The sequence below is a fragment of the Halostella limicola genome (assembly GCF_003675875.1).
Classification (GTDB): Archaea; Halobacteriota; Halobacteria; order Halobacteriales; family Natronoarchaeaceae; genus Halostella; species Halostella limicola.
This window is the reverse complement of sequence record NZ_ML014752.1, coordinates 152,460-166,102: the sequence shown is the minus strand read 5'-3', so window position 1 is coordinate 166,102 and position 13,643 is coordinate 152,460. Positions and strand designations below refer to the sequence as shown.

Below are 13,643 nucleotides of genomic sequence, written 5' to 3'. Positions count from 1 at the left end.
CCCGCCCACCACTCAACCCCCATTCCCCCCCCCGGGGCCCCCCCCCCGCGGGGGCCCACCGCTCGCGGCAAAAAGGCCGTGCGCTCCCTCCGGTCGCGCCCGGTGAACCGCTCGCTGCGCTCGCGGACGCTTATGTGAGTCTTCGGGGCTACGGCGGCTTCGCCGCCGTACGTTCGGTCTCTCTATCGCAGCAACGCCCCCACCACCCTCCGCCAACCGCAGACGCTATGGCGCGCCCATCCTAACGCCCGACAATGACGGAAGTCGCCAACGCCGCGGACGTCTCCCGGACGAAGGCGTGGCTGATGGCCGCGCGGCCCCAGACGATGCCCGCGGCCGCCGCGCCGGTTCTCGTCGGGACGGGACTGGCCGTCCGGGACGGCGTGTTCGCGCCGCTGCCGGCGCTTGTCGCCTTTATCGGCGCGGCGCTCATCCAGATCGGGACGAACTTCGCGAACGACTACTACGACGCGGTCAAGGGCGCGGACACGGAGGACCGCGAGGGGTTCACCCGCGTCACCCAGTCCGGCATCATCGCGCCCAGGGAGGTCAAGCGGGCGACGGCGGTCACCTTCGGCCTCGCCGTCCTCTCCGGCACCTACCTCGTCTACGTGGGCGGCCTCCCCATCCTGGTGATCGGTCTGCTGTCGGTCGCGAGCGGCATCGCGTACACCGGCGGGCCGTACCCCCTCGGCTACCACGGCCTCGGCGACCTCTTCGTGTTCGTCTTCTTCGGCGTCGTCGCGGTGACGGGCACCTACTACGTGCAGGCCGCGCAGGTGCTCGCCGACCCGCTCGCGACCGCCGTCCCGCCGGGGACGCTGACGGCGACCGCGCTGCTCGCCAGCCTCCCCGTCGCGGGCGTCTCGACGGCCATCCTCGTCGTGAACAACGTCCGGGACATGGAGACCGACGCGGAGACCGGCAAGACGACGCTCGCGGTCCTGCTCGGCTACCGCTGGAGCCGCGTCGAGTACGTCGCCCTGCTGGCGCTCGCGTACGCCGTTCCCGTCCGGTTCTGGCTGACCGACTTCGGCCCGAGCGTGCTCCTGCCGCTGCTGACGCTGCCGTACGCCGCGCTGGTGGCCCGGACGGTCTGCACGGAGCGCTCGGGCGAGGCGCTGAACCCCGCGCTGGAGCGGACCGGGAAACTGCTCGCCGGGTTCTCGGCGCTGTTCGCGCTGGGTCTGGTGGTCTGATGCGACTGGAGCGACGGGAGTTCGCCGTCCCGCTCTCGCGCCCGCTCGGCACCGCCCGCGGCGAGATCACCGCCCGGGAGGGGATCCTCGTCCGGATCCGCGACGGCGGCCGCCACGGCGTCGGCGAAGCCGCGCCGCTACCGGGGTGGACCGAGTCGCTCGCCGCCTGCCGGGAGGCGCTCTCGCGCGCCGCGCGGGCGCTCCCCCAGGGACCGGACGCCGCGCTCGACGCCGTCGGCCGCGACCGCCCCGCGGCGCGCCACGCGGTCTCGCTCGCGCTGGCCGACCTGCGCGCCGCCCGCGCCGGCGTCCCGCTGTACCGCTACCTCGGCGGCGAGGCCGCAGTGACCACCGTCCCGGTGAACGCGACCGTCGGCGACGCGCCGCCGGCCGAGACCGCCCGGCGGGCGAGCGACGCCGTCGCTGACGGCTTCGACTGCGTGAAGGTGAAGGTCGGAGCGCGGCCGGTCGACGCGGACCTCCGTCGGCTCCGATCGGTCCGGGACGCGGTGGGGCCCGGCGTCGAGCTCCGGGCGGACGCGAACGGCGCGTGGACGCCGGCGCAGGCCGAGCGGGCGTTCGACGCGTTCGCCGATCTCGGCGTCGCCTTCGTCGAACAGCCGCTTCCGGCCGACGACCTCGACGGCCACGCGGCGCTCCGGCGCGGCCCCGTCGGCGTCGCCGTTGACGAGGGGGTCGGGGCTCACGGCGTCGACGCCGTGCTCGACGCCGGCGCGGCGGACGTGCTCGTGCTCAAACCGATGGCGTTGGGCGGGGTCGACCGGGCGCGGGACGCCGCGCTCCGGGCGCGCCGGGCGGGGGTGACGCCGGTGGTCACGACGACCGTCGACGCCGTCGTCGCCCGCACCGCGGCTGTCCACCTCGCGGCGTCGCTCCCGGGGCTGCCGGCCTGCGGCCTCGCGACGGCGGAGCGACTCGCCGAAGACCTCACCGCGGACCCCGCACCGGTGCGCGACGGGGCGATCCACGTCCCGCAACTACCCGGAAACGGAACCACGGGGGCGTGGGAGCGATGACCCGACGCTGTCGCGATCCGGTGTCGCTGCAGGCCGGGAGCGCCCCCGAGGAGACCGCGGTCGTCGTCCACGAGACCGGCGAGTCGCTCACCTACGCCGAGCTGGACCGCGCCGTCGGCGAGACGGCCGGCCGGCTCGCCGCGCTGGGCGTCCGCGAGGGCGACCGCGTCGGCGTCCTGCTGCACTCCCGGCTGGCGTTCGTCCGCCTCGTCCACGCAGCGGCGCGCCTCGGCGCGACGCTCGTCCCGCTGAACGTCCGGCTTACGCCGGCCGAACTGTCGTCGCAGGTCGAGCGCGCGGAGCCGGCGCTGCTGGTCTGCGAGGCCGACATCGAGGCCGCCGCGGTCGAGGTCGCCGGCGAGACGCCCGTCGCCTCGGTCGACCCGCCGTCGAGCGACGGCGCGGGGGCCGTCGTCGCGCTCTCGGCCGCCGACCCCGAACCGGTGACGCCGGTCGAGCGCGCGCTCGGCGTCCCACAGTGCATCCTCTACACGTCGGGGACGACCGGCCGACCGAAGGCGGTCGTCCTGACCGTCGGGAACCTGCTCGCGAGCGCGGCGGCGTCGGCGTTCCGCCTCGGCGTCCTCCCCGACGACCGCTGGCTCGACCCGCTCCCGATGTACCACATGGGCGGGCTGGCGCCCGTCCTGCGCTCGGCGATCTACGGGACGACCGTCGTCCTCCAGCGCGACTTCGACGCCGCCGAGACGGCGGCCGCGCTCGCCGCGCACGACGCGACGGGCACGTCGCTCGTGCCGACGATGCTCCGCCGGATGCTGGACGCGCGCGACGGTGCCGGCCTCGCCGACTCGCTCCGGTTCGTCCTGCTCGGCGGCGCGCCCGCGCCGGACGAACTGGTCGAGCGCTGCGCCGACGCCGGGGTCCCGGTCTGTCCGACCTACGGCATGACCGAGACGGCCTCGCAGATCGCGACGGCCCGGCCCGCGGAGGCGGTCGAACACCTCGGCACGGTCGGCCGCCCGCTCTCGGTCACCGACGTGACGGTCGTCGGCGAGGACGGCGAGGAGCGCGCGCCGGGCGAGCCGGGCGAACTCGTCGTCGACGGGCCGACGGTGACGCCGGGCTACGACGGCGACCCCGACGCCACGGCCGACGCCTTCGGCGAGCGCGGCCTGCACACCGGCGACGTGGGCTACGTTGACGACGGCGGTCGCCTGTACGTCCTGAACCGGCGATCGGACCGGATCGTGACGGGCGGCGAGAACGTCGACCCCGGCGAGGTGGCCGACGCGCTCCGCGAGCACCCCGCCGTCCGCGACGCCGCGGTGGTCGGCCTCGACGACCCCGAGTGGGGGGAGCGCGTCGCGGCGCTTCTCGTCGGCGACGTCGACGAGCCCGCGATTGACGACCACCTCGACGGCCGCCTCGCGCCGTACAAGCGCCCGAAGACGGTCGGCATCGCGGACGCGCTCCCCCGGACGGCCTCGGGGACGGTCGACCGGGAGGCCGTCCGGGAGCGCCTCCGCGACGACTGATATCGTTTCCTACACGTTCCCGCGCCTTTTTGCTCCACCTGCCCGTGGAACGACCATGCGCGACGTCTCGATCCTCCTGTTCGACGGCTTCGACGAGCTCGACGCCATCGCCCCCTACGAGGTGTTCTCCATGGCCGACGAGATGGAGGGCGCGTTCGACGTCTCCTACGTCAGCTGCGAGGTGGTCGACACGGTCACCGCGAGCCACGGTACGAAGCTCGTCGTCGACAGCGTCCTCGACGACCCCGACCTCCTGATCGTCCCCGGCGGCGGCTGGAACGACGGCGGCGGCGTCCGCCGGGAGGTCGACGATGGGCTGGTGCCCGACGAGATAGCGAAGTGCCACGAGGCGGGCGCGACCGTCGCCTCCGTCTGCACCGGCGCGATGCTGCTCACCGCCGCCGGCCTGCTCGACGACCGCCCGGCGACGACCCACCACGCCGCGCGGGCCGACCTCCGCGAGTACGCGACGCTTCAGGAGGCCCGCGTCGTCGACACGGGCGGCGTGATCACGGCGGGCGGCATCACCTCCGGCATCGACCTCTCGCTGTGGCTCGTCGAGCGGTTCCGCGACTACGAGCTCTCGACGGAGGTGGCCAGCGAACTCGAACACGACCGGAGCGACGACATCGTTCAGGTCGAGATCGAACGCTGACGCACGACGTTTTAAGCGCCGCGCCGCCCAATCCCGGGTCGTGTGCACGCTCACCCTGGCCTGGCAGGTGTTTCCCGACGCGCCAGTCGTCGTGGCGGCGAACCGCGACGAACTGTTCGGGCGGCCGTCCGAACCGCCCGCGGTCGTCGACGAGGAGCCCCGGGTCGTCGCGCCGCGGGACGCCGAGGCCGGCGGGACGTGGATCGGCTACAACGAGCACGGCCTGCTGGTCGCGATAACGAACCGCTGGACCGACGCCGACCTCGCGGGCGAGCGCTCCCGCGGCCTGCTGGTCCGCGACGCGCTCCGACACGAGTCCGCGGAGGCGGCCGCCCGCTTCGTCGAGCGCGAGGTCGACGACCGCGAGTACGACGGCTTCAACCTCGTCGTCGCCGACGCCGCCGCGGCGCACCTGTTCCAGTGGGACGGCCGGCTCGGCTTCTCGCGGCTCGAACCGGGCGTCCACGTCGTTGTCAACGTCGGCGCTGACGGCGAGTTCGCCGTGCCCGACGTTCGCCCGGACGCCGCCCGCGAGCAGGCCGACAACGCCCGCCGGGTCCGGGCCGCGCTGACCCCCGAACCCGGCGAGACGGCCGAGGGCTGGGTCGACCGCGCCGGCGACGTGCTCGCCGACCACGAGTACGGCGTCTGCGTCCACGGGGACGGGTTCGGCACGCGCTCCTCGTCGCTGGTCCTGCTCGGCGAGCGCGGCGCTCGCTACTGGTTCGCGGACGGCCCGCCCTGCGAGGCGGCCTACCGCGAGGTCGACGTGGAAGGGCAGGTTTAAGCAACATGGAGCCCGTTGTGAACAGTACAATGGTAGCCGCGACCGGCAACGTCCGGAGGTGGTCGGCGTGAGCGCGTCAGCAGTCGAGGAAGAGCTCCCCGAGGAGGAGCGCCGGGCGCTCGAACTCGTCCGCGAAACCGGCGGGATCCACCAGAGCGAGTTCTGGAAGGAGCTCGACGTCACCTCTCGGAAGGGGAGCCGCATCGCCGAGTCCCTGGAGGAGAAGGGGCTCGTCGACCGCGAGGAGACGGTCTACGACGGGCACAACACCTACCTCATCTCGCCCACCGCGCGCGACCTCGACTTCTCCCTGCTGATGGCCGGCGACATGCTGTCGCCGTTCATCGGGGAGGAGGAGGTCAACGCCAACAGTGACGCCTTCTCGCAGTGGATCATGAACCTCGCGTACGAGGAGTAGCAACACGACCTTTTCTCGCTCGGGTGTCCTCGTGGACCGCTAGCCCGCTGCGGACACCGCTCGCGACGAAAGCCCGGCCGAAACGGCCGCTCGCTTCGCTCGTTCACGGGTGCATCGTTTCTCGACCTACTGCCTTCTCGCGTCCCCGCGAGCGCAGCGAGCGAGGTCTATCGAAACGGCGAAGCCGTTTCGTGATGCTGCAAACGCGAAGCGTTTGCAAGCAGCTCGCAAGACGCGCGGTTCGTCGCGACCGTTCCTCGCCGCGCTCTCGGCCCGTTGGTGCGTTCTCCGCCCTCACTCTATCTCCGCGACGCACTCGACCAAATCTCCTTCCGTCTTCCAGCGGTAGAGCCGGCCGGCGTCGTCCAGCATGTCGAAGATGGGGGTCTGCATTCCGCTGTACGGGCTCTCCGGATCCGCGTCGGTGTCCAGATCGTCCGCGTCGAGTCCCTCGTACTCGCGCGTGCAGACGTGAGTCTTCCGGAAGTACTCCTCGTCGGCGACGAACATCCCCTGTTCGACGAGGAAGCCGCCGCGGTCGTGCTCGGCGACCCCGACGATGGCGTCGACGTAGTCCGCGAGGACCCGAAACTTCAGGTAGGTGTTCGTCCACTCCCGACGGACGTCGACCATCAGGAAGGCGTAGGCGTCGGGGCGGCGGTTCAGGCGGTCTTTGACGAGCTGGAGGCGGCGGATCTCGGGGTCGCCGTAGCTGCCGAGGACGAAGTACGAGCGGTCGTGTTCGAAGATCGGCGCGAGTTCCGCGACGGCGTGCTTGAGCCGCTCGTACTCCTCCGGCGTGAGCGAGCGGTCGTGGAGGTGGTCGGAGAGGTCGTCGATGACCTCGGCGGGCGCGGGTCCGCCGGGCGGCCGGTCGTCGGTCATACGCTCGGCGCGTCGCGGAGCTACCACATAACTGTCAGCCGCGGAGTGGAACTGTAACCCGGCGGGAGGGGGCGGTCTACCGGGCGTATTCTGTCAACATCGTAATGGTTCTATCGGGGGCGATCGCGGCTACACCTCGATCGGTACGGCTGAGAATGGACCGGCTAGAACCGTTTTGGTATTGACCACAACGATTAATACCGAACCGGTCGAACGTACGCGTATGAGCCAACCGGACGCGGCGACGGGCGGGGTCGACCGGGAGCGCGAGCGACTGCGCGCCGTCACGCAGGAGACCCGTTTCGCACTCCTCCAGGACCTGCTCGGGCATCCCGAGGGGCTGCCGACGCTCAAGGAACTCGACTACGTGAACCCGAGCAAGAGCGGCTCCACCATCCGCGGGCACCTCGACGCGCTGGTCGACGCGGACGTGGTCGAACGCGTCGAACTCCCGCCGGAGCGACGCAGCCGCGACCTGCCCCACGTCTTTTACGGGATCACGGACGACGCTCGGGACTTCCTCGACCGTCACGGCCTGCTCCGGGCGAGGGAGACGCTCCGCGAGGTGTACGACGCCGTCGAGAAGACCGACGATATCCGGCGCTACGAGCGCGCGCCGCGGCCGGAGCGGTAACCGGCAGCGCGGCCGCACACATCGTGGGTTCAGACCACCGGCGTCCGAGCCACCGTGAAGCGCGTCGGCGGAGCCCCCCGTCCTTGTTCTAACGAGGGAGCTGAGGGGAATTTTATCACTCGTCCCGGTCTGTTGCCCGTATGGTCGTCCTGCAGATCCCCGGCGGCATCGAGATCGCGATCGTCCTCCTCGTGCTGGTCCTTCTCGTCGGCGTCGTCGCCGCGGTCGTCGCCGCGCTGTTCGGCCTCCGCCGCCTCCGAACGGATCGCGTGGCGGAACTGGAGGAGCGCGTGGAGCAACTCGAAGCGACGGTGGACCGGCAGCGAGAGGAGTAGGCCACGGCGAACTGCCTCCAAACGGGGATATGTGGTGTGGTATCATGACTCGTCCCTCCTTATCCCGATCGAGCGCCTTCCTCCGGTATGGAGAACACTACCCGCACGCCGCTGTTCGGTTCCGGTACTCGATCCGATCGCCGTGACGAGGGACTGACGTCGGAGGGTCCCAGACCGCCGATACTGAAGCACCTGGCGGGGGCCGCCCTGGTCTTCCTCGCGGCGGGCGCCGCGACCGTCGTCGCGCGAGTGATACGAAAGCGCCGGCGCGGCGCCCGGTAGCCCGCGTTCGCGGCGACGATGCCCGATGCGGAAACCGCCGTTCCTGTCGGCGAACCACGAACGCCGCCTTTAGGACTCGACCGCTTAGACCCCCGCATGGCACACCGAACGACGCTCGGCTGGTCCCTGCTCTCCTCGGGCATCGTCACGCTGATCCTGAAGGTCCTCCCCTACGACTCCATGTGGTGGGGGTTCCTGCTGCTGGCGCTCGGCGTCGCGGTGCTTTACTACCGTGACGACCGGCGCCTGTGAGCGCTTCGCCGCCGTTCTGAGGCCACGAGGGGTCATCGGCGGTCGGAGACACCACCTATCAGGTCGGCGCTACCACAGCACGTTGGCACCAGTCGCTTTACGTCGACGGCCCATCCCCGTGATGGACAGACCATGAGCGACCGCACCGCCGACGGTCCTGCCCGACGCGAGACGAGAGACGCCCCGAATCCGAACAAACACGGTAGGCTGATCTCCGCCCTTGTCGCGCTACTCGGTCTCTGGTTGATCGCTCAGGCCGTCGCGCTCGACCTCAGCGCCGGCCACCTCTGGAACGACGTCATCGTCGGCGCCGTGCTGTTGGCCATCGGCGGCTACAACTACTCCCGCCGGTCCGACGCCCGAATCGGGAACGTCGCCGCCGGCGTGTTCGTCGCCGTCCTCGGAGCGTGGCTCGTCGCGATGCCGTTCCTGTTAGGCCCGGACATCGTTCTCTTCGGGGGGTTCGGCGACCTCGCTTCCCTGAACGACTTCGCCGTTGGACTGGCCGCCCTCGGCCTCGGCGCGTTCAGTGCCCGCGAGGCCGAGACCCGCCGTCGTGAGGTCGGTGAGGCGTCGACTTGACGCGGACGGGTGCGGGAGGCGATCGATCGCGACGCTCAGCGCCCGCCCGCTCGAACGAGCGTCTCGCATTCACCTTTTTACAGCGGTCGGCGCACGGCGCCTCCCCCCGCAAAAATCTGGACCAAAAACTCCGCTCTCTACGCCAGCGCGCTACCGGCCCGAATGATCGTCTCCTCGTCGAACGCCGATCCCACGAAATGGATGCCGACCGGGAGGCCGTCCGTCTCGCCCGCGGGGACGGAGATGGCGGGCAGGTCTGCGAGGTTGACCGGGACGGTGTTTGCGTCGGCGAGGTACATCTGGAGCGGGTCGTCGAGGCTCTCGCCGCGCTCGAACGGCGGGACCGGCATCGTCGGGCTGGCGAGCACGTCGGCGTCCTCGAGTGCCTCGTCGAAGTCCTGCTTCACCCAGGCCCGGGCGTCCTGCGCCTTCTTGTAGTACTTGTCGTGGTAGCCCGCGGAGAGGGCGTAGGTGCCGAGGAGGATCCGGCGCTTGACCTCCTCGCCGAAGCCCTCCTTGCGCGTCTCGGCGAACTCCTCGTTCCAGTTGCCCTCGGCGTCGGCCCGATGGCCGTAGCGGACGCCGTCGAACCGGGCGAGGTTCGAGGAGGCCTCGGACATGGCGATGACGTAGTACGCCTCGACGGCGTGCTCGACGGAGGGCAGCTCGACCTCGTGGTATGTCGCACCGCGGTCCTCCAGTTCGTCGAGCGCGCTCCAGAACGTCTCGACGACGCCCTCGTCGGCCCCGTCGACGAGGTTCGTCGGGACGCCGATCTCCAGGCCGTCGACGTCGCCGTCGGCGGCGGCCGCGTAGTCGCTGTCGGTCCCCTCGTCGCGGGTCGTCGCGTCCCGCGGGTCCTCGCCCGCGATGACGTCGAGCAGTTCCGCCGCGTCATCGACGCTCGGCGCGAGCGGGCCGATCTGTTCGAGGCTGTTGGCGTACGCGACCAGCCCGTAGCGCGAGACGAGGCCGTACGTGGGCTTGATTCCGACGACGCCGCAGAACGCGGCGGGGTTGCGGACGGAGCCGCCGGTGTCGGACCCGAGCGCGAGGTCGGCCTCGCCGGCGGCGACGGCCGCCGCCGACCCGCCGGAGGAACCGCCGGGGACGCGCCCCTCGGCGGCGGGGTTCTCGGTCGGGCCGAACGCCGAAGTCTCGGTCGTCGACCCCATGCCGAACTCGTCCATGTTGGCCTTGCCGACGATGGTCGCGCCCGCCTCGGTCAGGCGCTCGACGACCGTCGCGTCGTACGGCGGGACGTAGTCGGCGAGCATCTCCGACCCGCAGGTCGTGCGAACGTCCTCGGTGGAGATGTTGTCCTTGACGGCGACGGTCCGCCCGGCGAGCGGGCCGTCGTCCGCGCCCTCGATCGTCTCCTCGGTGATGAAGATCCCGTCGCTCATGAGACGTTCGGCCCCTTGAAGTAGCCGTCCTCGGTCTCCGCGGCGTTTTCGAGCGCCTCCTCCTGGCTCAGGCTCTCGCGCACCTCGTCGGGGCGCATGACGTTCGCGAGGTCGGCCTCGCGCTCGACCGCCGGCACCTCGTCGAGCGTCTCGAAGTACGCCAGGATGTCCGCGAACTGCTCGGCGAACCGGTCGACGTCGTCGTCGTCCAGGTCCACCCGCGCCAGGTCCGCGACGTGGCGCACCTTGTCGGTGTCTACGGGCGTGTCGCTCATGGTCTGAGCCACTGCCTTCCGGGGAGTAAGGGTTTCGATATGGCGGAAACCCCGCCGTCGCGCCGGCCGACCGAACCGCCGTGCACCTCCGTCCGCGTTCAGGTGTGCTCCCGCGGACCCGACCGCTCGTCCGCCGATCTCTCGGACCGTCGCCGTCCGCGTCCGACCCATCCGTTCGACCCCGATCTGAGAAGCCGCCAATCGCCGCCTAGAGGCGCTAAGAGGGCCGGGAAACACCGGCACGGGCGACCACCGGCGTCATGTTTAAGGTGCGATAGTCCTGAGAAAAATACACGCTCAGGGCTTCTGCAGGTGCTGTCCCCTGAGTCCAACTCAAAATGACAGACATCAGACCAGAGGGCGCACGAACCGCCGCGCGCCGACCGAACGAGAGAGCGACGACGAGCGAGAACGGGCGGACCAGACGGTCTGTCCGGAGTGCGGGGGTCGCATCGCCACCGACGAGGCGCAGGGCGAGACCGTCTGTGAGGACTGCGGACTCGTCGTCGACGAGGACAACGTCGACCGCGGCCCCGAGTGGCGCGCGTTCGACGCCAGGGAAAGAGACGAGAAGTCCCGCGTCGGCGCGCCGACGACGAACACGATGCACGACAAGGGGCTGTCGACCAACATCGGCTGGCAGAACGAGGACGCCTACGGCAACGCCCTGTCCTCGCGGAAGCGCGAGAAGATGCAGCGCCTGCGCACGTGGAACGAGCGCTTCCGCACGCGCAACGCGAGAGAGCGCAACCTGAAGCAGGCGCTCGGCGAGATCGACCGCATGGCGTCCGCGCTCGGCCTGCCGGAAAACGTCCGCGAGACCGCCAGCGTCGTCTATCGCCGCGCGCTCGACGAGGAGCTGCTCCCCGGTCGCTCCATCGAGGGCGTCTCGACGGCCTGCGTCTACGCCGCCGCCCGCCAGGCCGGCGTCCCGCGCAGCCTCGACGAGATCGCGACCGTTAGCCGCGTCGAGAAAAAGGAGGTCGGTCGAACGTACCGGTACGTGATCCGCGAACTCGGCATGGAGATCCGGCCGGCAGACCCGGCGAAGTACGTCCCGCGGTTCGCCAGCGAACTCGGCGTCCCGGACGAGGCCGAACGCCGCGCCCGCGAACTCCTTGAGACGGCCAGAGACGAGGGCGTCCACAGCGGCAAGTCGCCGGTCGGTCTCGCGGCCGCCGCCGTCTACGCGGCCTCGCTGCTGACGAACGACAAAGTCACCCAGTCGACCGTCGGCGACGTGGCGAACGTCAGCGAGGTCACCATCCGCAACCGCTATCAGGAGATTCTGGACGCGAACGACGCCGCGTCGGCGTGAGCACCTCGGTGAACGGCTCGAACGCCACCGCCCTTCTCCGCCGTCCGCGGCCGAGAACGACACCTACAAGCGCGCCGCGTCGGTTCGCCACGGCATGGAGACGACCCGCCACTTCACCGCGACGGTGTACGTCGTCCACGACGGCGCGACCCTGCTGCACGAGCACGACCGCCTCGGCAAGTGGCTCCCGCCCGGCGGTCACGTCGACCGCGACGAGTTGCCACACGAGTCCGCGAAGCGCGAGGTCCGCGAGGAGACGGGGTTAGACGTGACGCTTCTCGCCGAACCCGGCGACGTGTCGTCGGCGTCGGTGGAACCGCTTCCGGAGCCGCAGCACTTCCAGCTGGCCGACGTCAACGTCCACGACGGCGAGGTGGGCCACCAGCACATCGACCACGTCTACTACGCCGCGGCGGACTCGCGGGACCTCTCGCCGGCGGCGGGCGAAGCGCCCGCCGACGCCTGGGAGTGGTTCACCGCGGCGGAACTGGCGGCGAGCGAAGACCGGTTCGACGCGGACGTGGCCGACATCGGTCGGCGAGCGATCGAGGCAGTGTCGGAGGGGACGGAGGGACGAGACGCCCCCGCGTCGGACGCGGACGGGGTTCAGAAGTAGCCGAGCAGCGTCCCGGCGAGCACGACCACCCACAGGACGACGCCGCCGACGAGCATGTCGTTCCACCGCGAGTGCGTCTCGCGGACGCCCTGCCTCGCGGCCCCGCCGGCGATCAGGCCGAGCGCGAGGATGACGATGATCCGCTGGAGGACGACTTCGACCGGCAGCGTCGCGATGCCGAGGTAGGCGTAGTCGAGCCAGATCCCCACCGAGAGGGCTGTGGAGGCGATCACGGCCGCGTCGTACTGGCGCTCGATCCCGCTCGCGATGAGGTACGTGGCGATCGGGATGCCGAGCGACATCACGGGGTACAGCAGCGCGGCGATGGCGTGCATCGTGAGCATCGGCGCGTTGTTCTCAAGGAAGATACCGCCGTATCGGACGCCGAGCAGGAGCGTGACGATGACCAGCGGGAGGACGATGTGGCGGACCGTGGTCCGCTCTCTGACCTCGTCGATGTTCCCGAGGTCGATCTCGTGAAGCCGGCTCCGGACGGAGCGACCGAGGCTGGACTGTCCGAGGCCGAGGACGAACGGGACGAGGTAGGCGAGTTCGATCACCGTCGCCCACCCGTCGGAGTCGGAGGGGCCGCCGTTGCCGAGGTAGATACGGTAGACGCCGTCCTCCTCGACGAACGGCTGGCCCATGAACTCCTGCTCGACGTAGGACTGGGCCTGCTCGGAGCTGTCGACGCGGTGGCGGAGCGTGAACCAGTCGTAGTGCTCCTTGTGGGCCTGCATGAACACCCACTCCTCGCTCTCGTTCGGGCCCCCGTAGATGCGGATGTGGAGGCGGGACCCGAAGTACTCGCCGTAGTGGACCTGCATCGTCTCCTGCACCCACTCGCCGCTCTGGTTCGGGCCGGGGTCGACGTACGCCCACCGCGTCGCGCCGGTCGTCCGCCCCCAGGCAGTCGTGGGGTCGATCCTGTCGATGAACGACTCGTTCGCCGATTCGTTCGCCGACCCGTTCGCCGCGGTGGCGTTGTCGGCCGTGGCGTTCGCGACGCCGGCGCGGCTCTCGTTGTCGGTCGCGTTGACGCGGCTCCCGTTGACGAAGCTCTCGTCGACGTCCGAGCGGTTGGCCGCGACGGACTCGTTGACGACGGTGCCGTTCGCCAGCGTCTCGTTCTCGCCGGTTATGATCGCCGATCCGCCGATGTCCTGCTCGTCCTCCCTGGTCTCGTTCCACTGGGTCGCCGTCTCCTCCCGCAGTATCTGGACGACCCGGGAGGTGTTCCCGTGGATGATGATGTTGACCGGACTGCGCTGCGTGAACCGGGGCTGCGCGTTCAGGTAGGGGTAGAAGCCGCTATCGCTCCCGTTCGGGTGGACGAGTTCCGGCTCGCGGTCGTGCTGCGGCGCGACGTCGTCGGTGGTGAAGGGCGCGAACAGCGAGATGCCTCCTGTCGCGACCAGCGCGATGAGAACCAGGACGCCGGCGATCACGATCGAGCGACGCATCGG

Annotated in this window: 16 protein-coding genes; 12 read left to right on the top strand and 4 right to left on the bottom strand. The window is 70.7% G+C overall.

Going from position 1 to position 13,643, the window contains the following annotated elements; translation table 11 throughout:
• Positions 1-254 precede the first annotated feature (254 nt).
• The 6 genes from D8670_RS00800 to D8670_RS00775 all read left to right on the top strand — a co-directional run bounded on the left by D8670_RS00800 (position 255) and on the right by D8670_RS00775 (position 5,592).
• Positions 255-1,199, top strand: a complete 945-nt coding sequence (locus D8670_RS00800) for a 1,4-dihydroxy-2-naphthoate polyprenyltransferase (RefSeq protein ID WP_121816197.1) — start codon at positions 255-257, stop codon at positions 1,197-1,199.
• Positions 1,199-2,236 carry an o-succinylbenzoate synthase gene (gene menC / locus D8670_RS00795; RefSeq protein WP_121816196.1) on the top strand — a complete coding sequence of 346 codons (1,038 nt, stop codon included), beginning with the start codon at positions 1,199-1,201 and terminating at the stop codon, positions 2,234-2,236. Before D8670_RS00800 ends, menC begins: the two co-directional genes overlap by 1 nt.
• The gene (gene menE / locus D8670_RS00790) at positions 2,233-3,732 is read left to right on the top strand and encodes an o-succinylbenzoate--CoA ligase (RefSeq protein WP_121816195.1); all 1,500 of its coding nucleotides are present in this window, start codon (positions 2,233-2,235) and stop codon (positions 3,730-3,732) included. The genes menC and menE overlap by 4 nt, the downstream gene beginning before the upstream one ends.
• Before the next feature lie 55 nt (positions 3,733-3,787).
• On the top strand, positions 3,788-4,387 hold the full coding sequence (locus D8670_RS00785; protein ID WP_121816194.1) for a DJ-1/PfpI family protein: 600 nt from the start codon (positions 3,788-3,790) through the stop codon (positions 4,385-4,387).
• A gap of 40 nt (positions 4,388-4,427) precedes the next feature.
• Positions 4,428-5,174: an NRDE family protein gene (locus tag D8670_RS00780; protein WP_121816193.1), complete on the top strand. Its 747-nt coding sequence runs from the start codon at positions 4,428-4,430 to the stop codon at positions 5,172-5,174.
• A 67-nt stretch (positions 5,175-5,241) separates the two neighbouring features.
• Positions 5,242-5,592, top strand: coding sequence for a helix-turn-helix transcriptional regulator (locus D8670_RS00775; RefSeq protein ID WP_121816288.1), 351 nt, complete (start codon positions 5,242-5,244; stop codon positions 5,590-5,592).
• Positions 5,593-5,886: 294 nt separating this feature from the next.
• Here D8670_RS00775 and D8670_RS00770 read toward each other — a convergent pair whose 3' ends face one another.
• Positions 5,887-6,477, bottom strand: a complete 591-nt coding sequence (locus D8670_RS00770; protein WP_121816192.1) for a DUF8170 family protein — start codon at positions 6,475-6,477, stop codon at positions 5,887-5,889.
• Between the two features lie 223 nt (positions 6,478-6,700).
• Between D8670_RS00770 and D8670_RS00765 the strand changes: the two genes are divergently transcribed.
• The 4 genes from D8670_RS00765 to D8670_RS00750 all read left to right on the top strand — a co-directional run bounded on the left by D8670_RS00765 (position 6,701) and on the right by D8670_RS00750 (position 8,562).
• Positions 6,701-7,111, top strand: coding sequence for a helix-turn-helix domain-containing protein (locus D8670_RS00765; protein WP_121816191.1), 411 nt, complete (start codon positions 6,701-6,703; stop codon positions 7,109-7,111).
• A 140-nt stretch (positions 7,112-7,251) separates the two neighbouring features.
• The gene (locus D8670_RS00760; RefSeq protein ID WP_121816190.1) at positions 7,252-7,446 is read left to right on the top strand and encodes a hypothetical protein; all 195 of its coding nucleotides are present in this window, start codon (positions 7,252-7,254) and stop codon (positions 7,444-7,446) included.
• 378 nt (positions 7,447-7,824) lie between these two features.
• Entirely contained in the window at positions 7,825-7,980 is a 156-nt protein-coding gene (locus tag D8670_RS20525) for a hypothetical protein (RefSeq protein ID WP_162994105.1), read from the top strand.
• Positions 7,981-8,112: 132 nt separating this feature from the next.
• A complete protein-coding gene (locus D8670_RS00750; RefSeq protein ID WP_121816188.1) occupies positions 8,113-8,562 on the top strand; it encodes an SPW repeat domain-containing protein in 450 nt (149 codons plus the stop codon).
• Between the two features lie 137 nt (positions 8,563-8,699).
• On the opposite strand, the gene gatA is transcribed toward D8670_RS00750, so the two are convergent.
• Both gatA and gatC read right to left on the bottom strand, forming a co-directional pair.
• A complete protein-coding gene (gene gatA / locus D8670_RS00745; RefSeq protein ID WP_121816187.1) occupies positions 8,700-9,968 on the bottom strand; it encodes an Asp-tRNA(Asn)/Glu-tRNA(Gln) amidotransferase subunit GatA in 1,269 nt (422 codons plus the stop codon).
• Positions 9,965-10,243, bottom strand: coding sequence for an Asp-tRNA(Asn)/Glu-tRNA(Gln) amidotransferase subunit GatC (gene gatC / locus D8670_RS00740; protein WP_121816186.1), 279 nt, complete (start codon positions 10,241-10,243; stop codon positions 9,965-9,967). Before gatC ends, gatA begins: the two co-directional genes overlap by 4 nt.
• Before the next feature lie 322 nt (positions 10,244-10,565).
• Here gatC and D8670_RS00735 point away from each other — a divergent pair, with 322 nt between their 5' ends.
• A complete protein-coding gene (locus D8670_RS00735; protein WP_121816185.1) occupies positions 10,566-11,561 on the top strand; it encodes a transcription initiation factor IIB in 996 nt (331 codons plus the stop codon).
• 94 nt (positions 11,562-11,655) lie between these two features.
• Entirely contained in the window at positions 11,656-12,177 is a 522-nt protein-coding gene (locus D8670_RS00730) for an NUDIX hydrolase (protein WP_121816184.1), read from the top strand.
• Here the strand turns inward: D8670_RS00730 and D8670_RS00725 are convergent.
• Positions 12,168-13,640 (bottom strand): hypothetical protein, encoded by a 1,473-nt coding sequence (locus D8670_RS00725; RefSeq protein ID WP_121816183.1) that lies wholly within the window; start codon positions 13,638-13,640, stop codon positions 12,168-12,170. The two genes, D8670_RS00730 and D8670_RS00725, sit on opposite strands and share 10 nt — an antisense overlap.
• Between the last annotated feature and the right edge of the window lie 3 nt (positions 13,641-13,643).

Bases quoted from the DNA above. Each gene is read 5' to 3' on its own strand.
- D8670_RS00765 (WP_121816191.1), top strand. From the start codon at position 6,701: ATGAGCCAACCGGACGCGGCGACGGGCGGGGTCGACCGGGAGCGCGAG.
- D8670_RS00800 (WP_121816197.1), top strand. From the start codon at position 255: ATGACGGAAGTCGCCAACGCCGCGGACGTCTCCCGGACGAAGGCGTGG.
- menE (WP_121816195.1), top strand. From the start codon at position 2,233: ATGACCCGACGCTGTCGCGATCCGGTGTCGCTGCAGGCCGGGAGCGCC.
- D8670_RS00730 (WP_121816184.1), top strand. From the start codon at position 11,656: ATGGAGACGACCCGCCACTTCACCGCGACGGTGTACGTCGTCCACGAC.
- D8670_RS00785 (WP_121816194.1), top strand. From the start codon at position 3,788: ATGCGCGACGTCTCGATCCTCCTGTTCGACGGCTTCGACGAGCTCGAC.
- D8670_RS00725 (WP_121816183.1), bottom strand. From the start codon at position 13,640: ATGCGTCGCTCGATCGTGATCGCCGGCGTCCTGGTTCTCATCGCGCTG.
- gatC (WP_121816186.1), bottom strand. From the start codon at position 10,243: ATGAGCGACACGCCCGTAGACACCGACAAGGTGCGCCACGTCGCGGAC.
- D8670_RS00770 (WP_121816192.1), bottom strand. From the start codon at position 6,477: ATGACCGACGACCGGCCGCCCGGCGGACCCGCGCCCGCCGAGGTCATC.
- D8670_RS00760 (WP_121816190.1), top strand. From the start codon at position 7,252: ATGGTCGTCCTGCAGATCCCCGGCGGCATCGAGATCGCGATCGTCCTC.
- D8670_RS00750 (WP_121816188.1), top strand. From the start codon at position 8,113: ATGAGCGACCGCACCGCCGACGGTCCTGCCCGACGCGAGACGAGAGAC.
- D8670_RS20525 (WP_162994105.1), top strand. From the start codon at position 7,825: ATGGCACACCGAACGACGCTCGGCTGGTCCCTGCTCTCCTCGGGCATC.
- menC (WP_121816196.1), top strand. From the start codon at position 1,199: ATGCGACTGGAGCGACGGGAGTTCGCCGTCCCGCTCTCGCGCCCGCTC.
- gatA (WP_121816187.1), bottom strand. From the start codon at position 9,968: ATGAGCGACGGGATCTTCATCACCGAGGAGACGATCGAGGGCGCGGAC.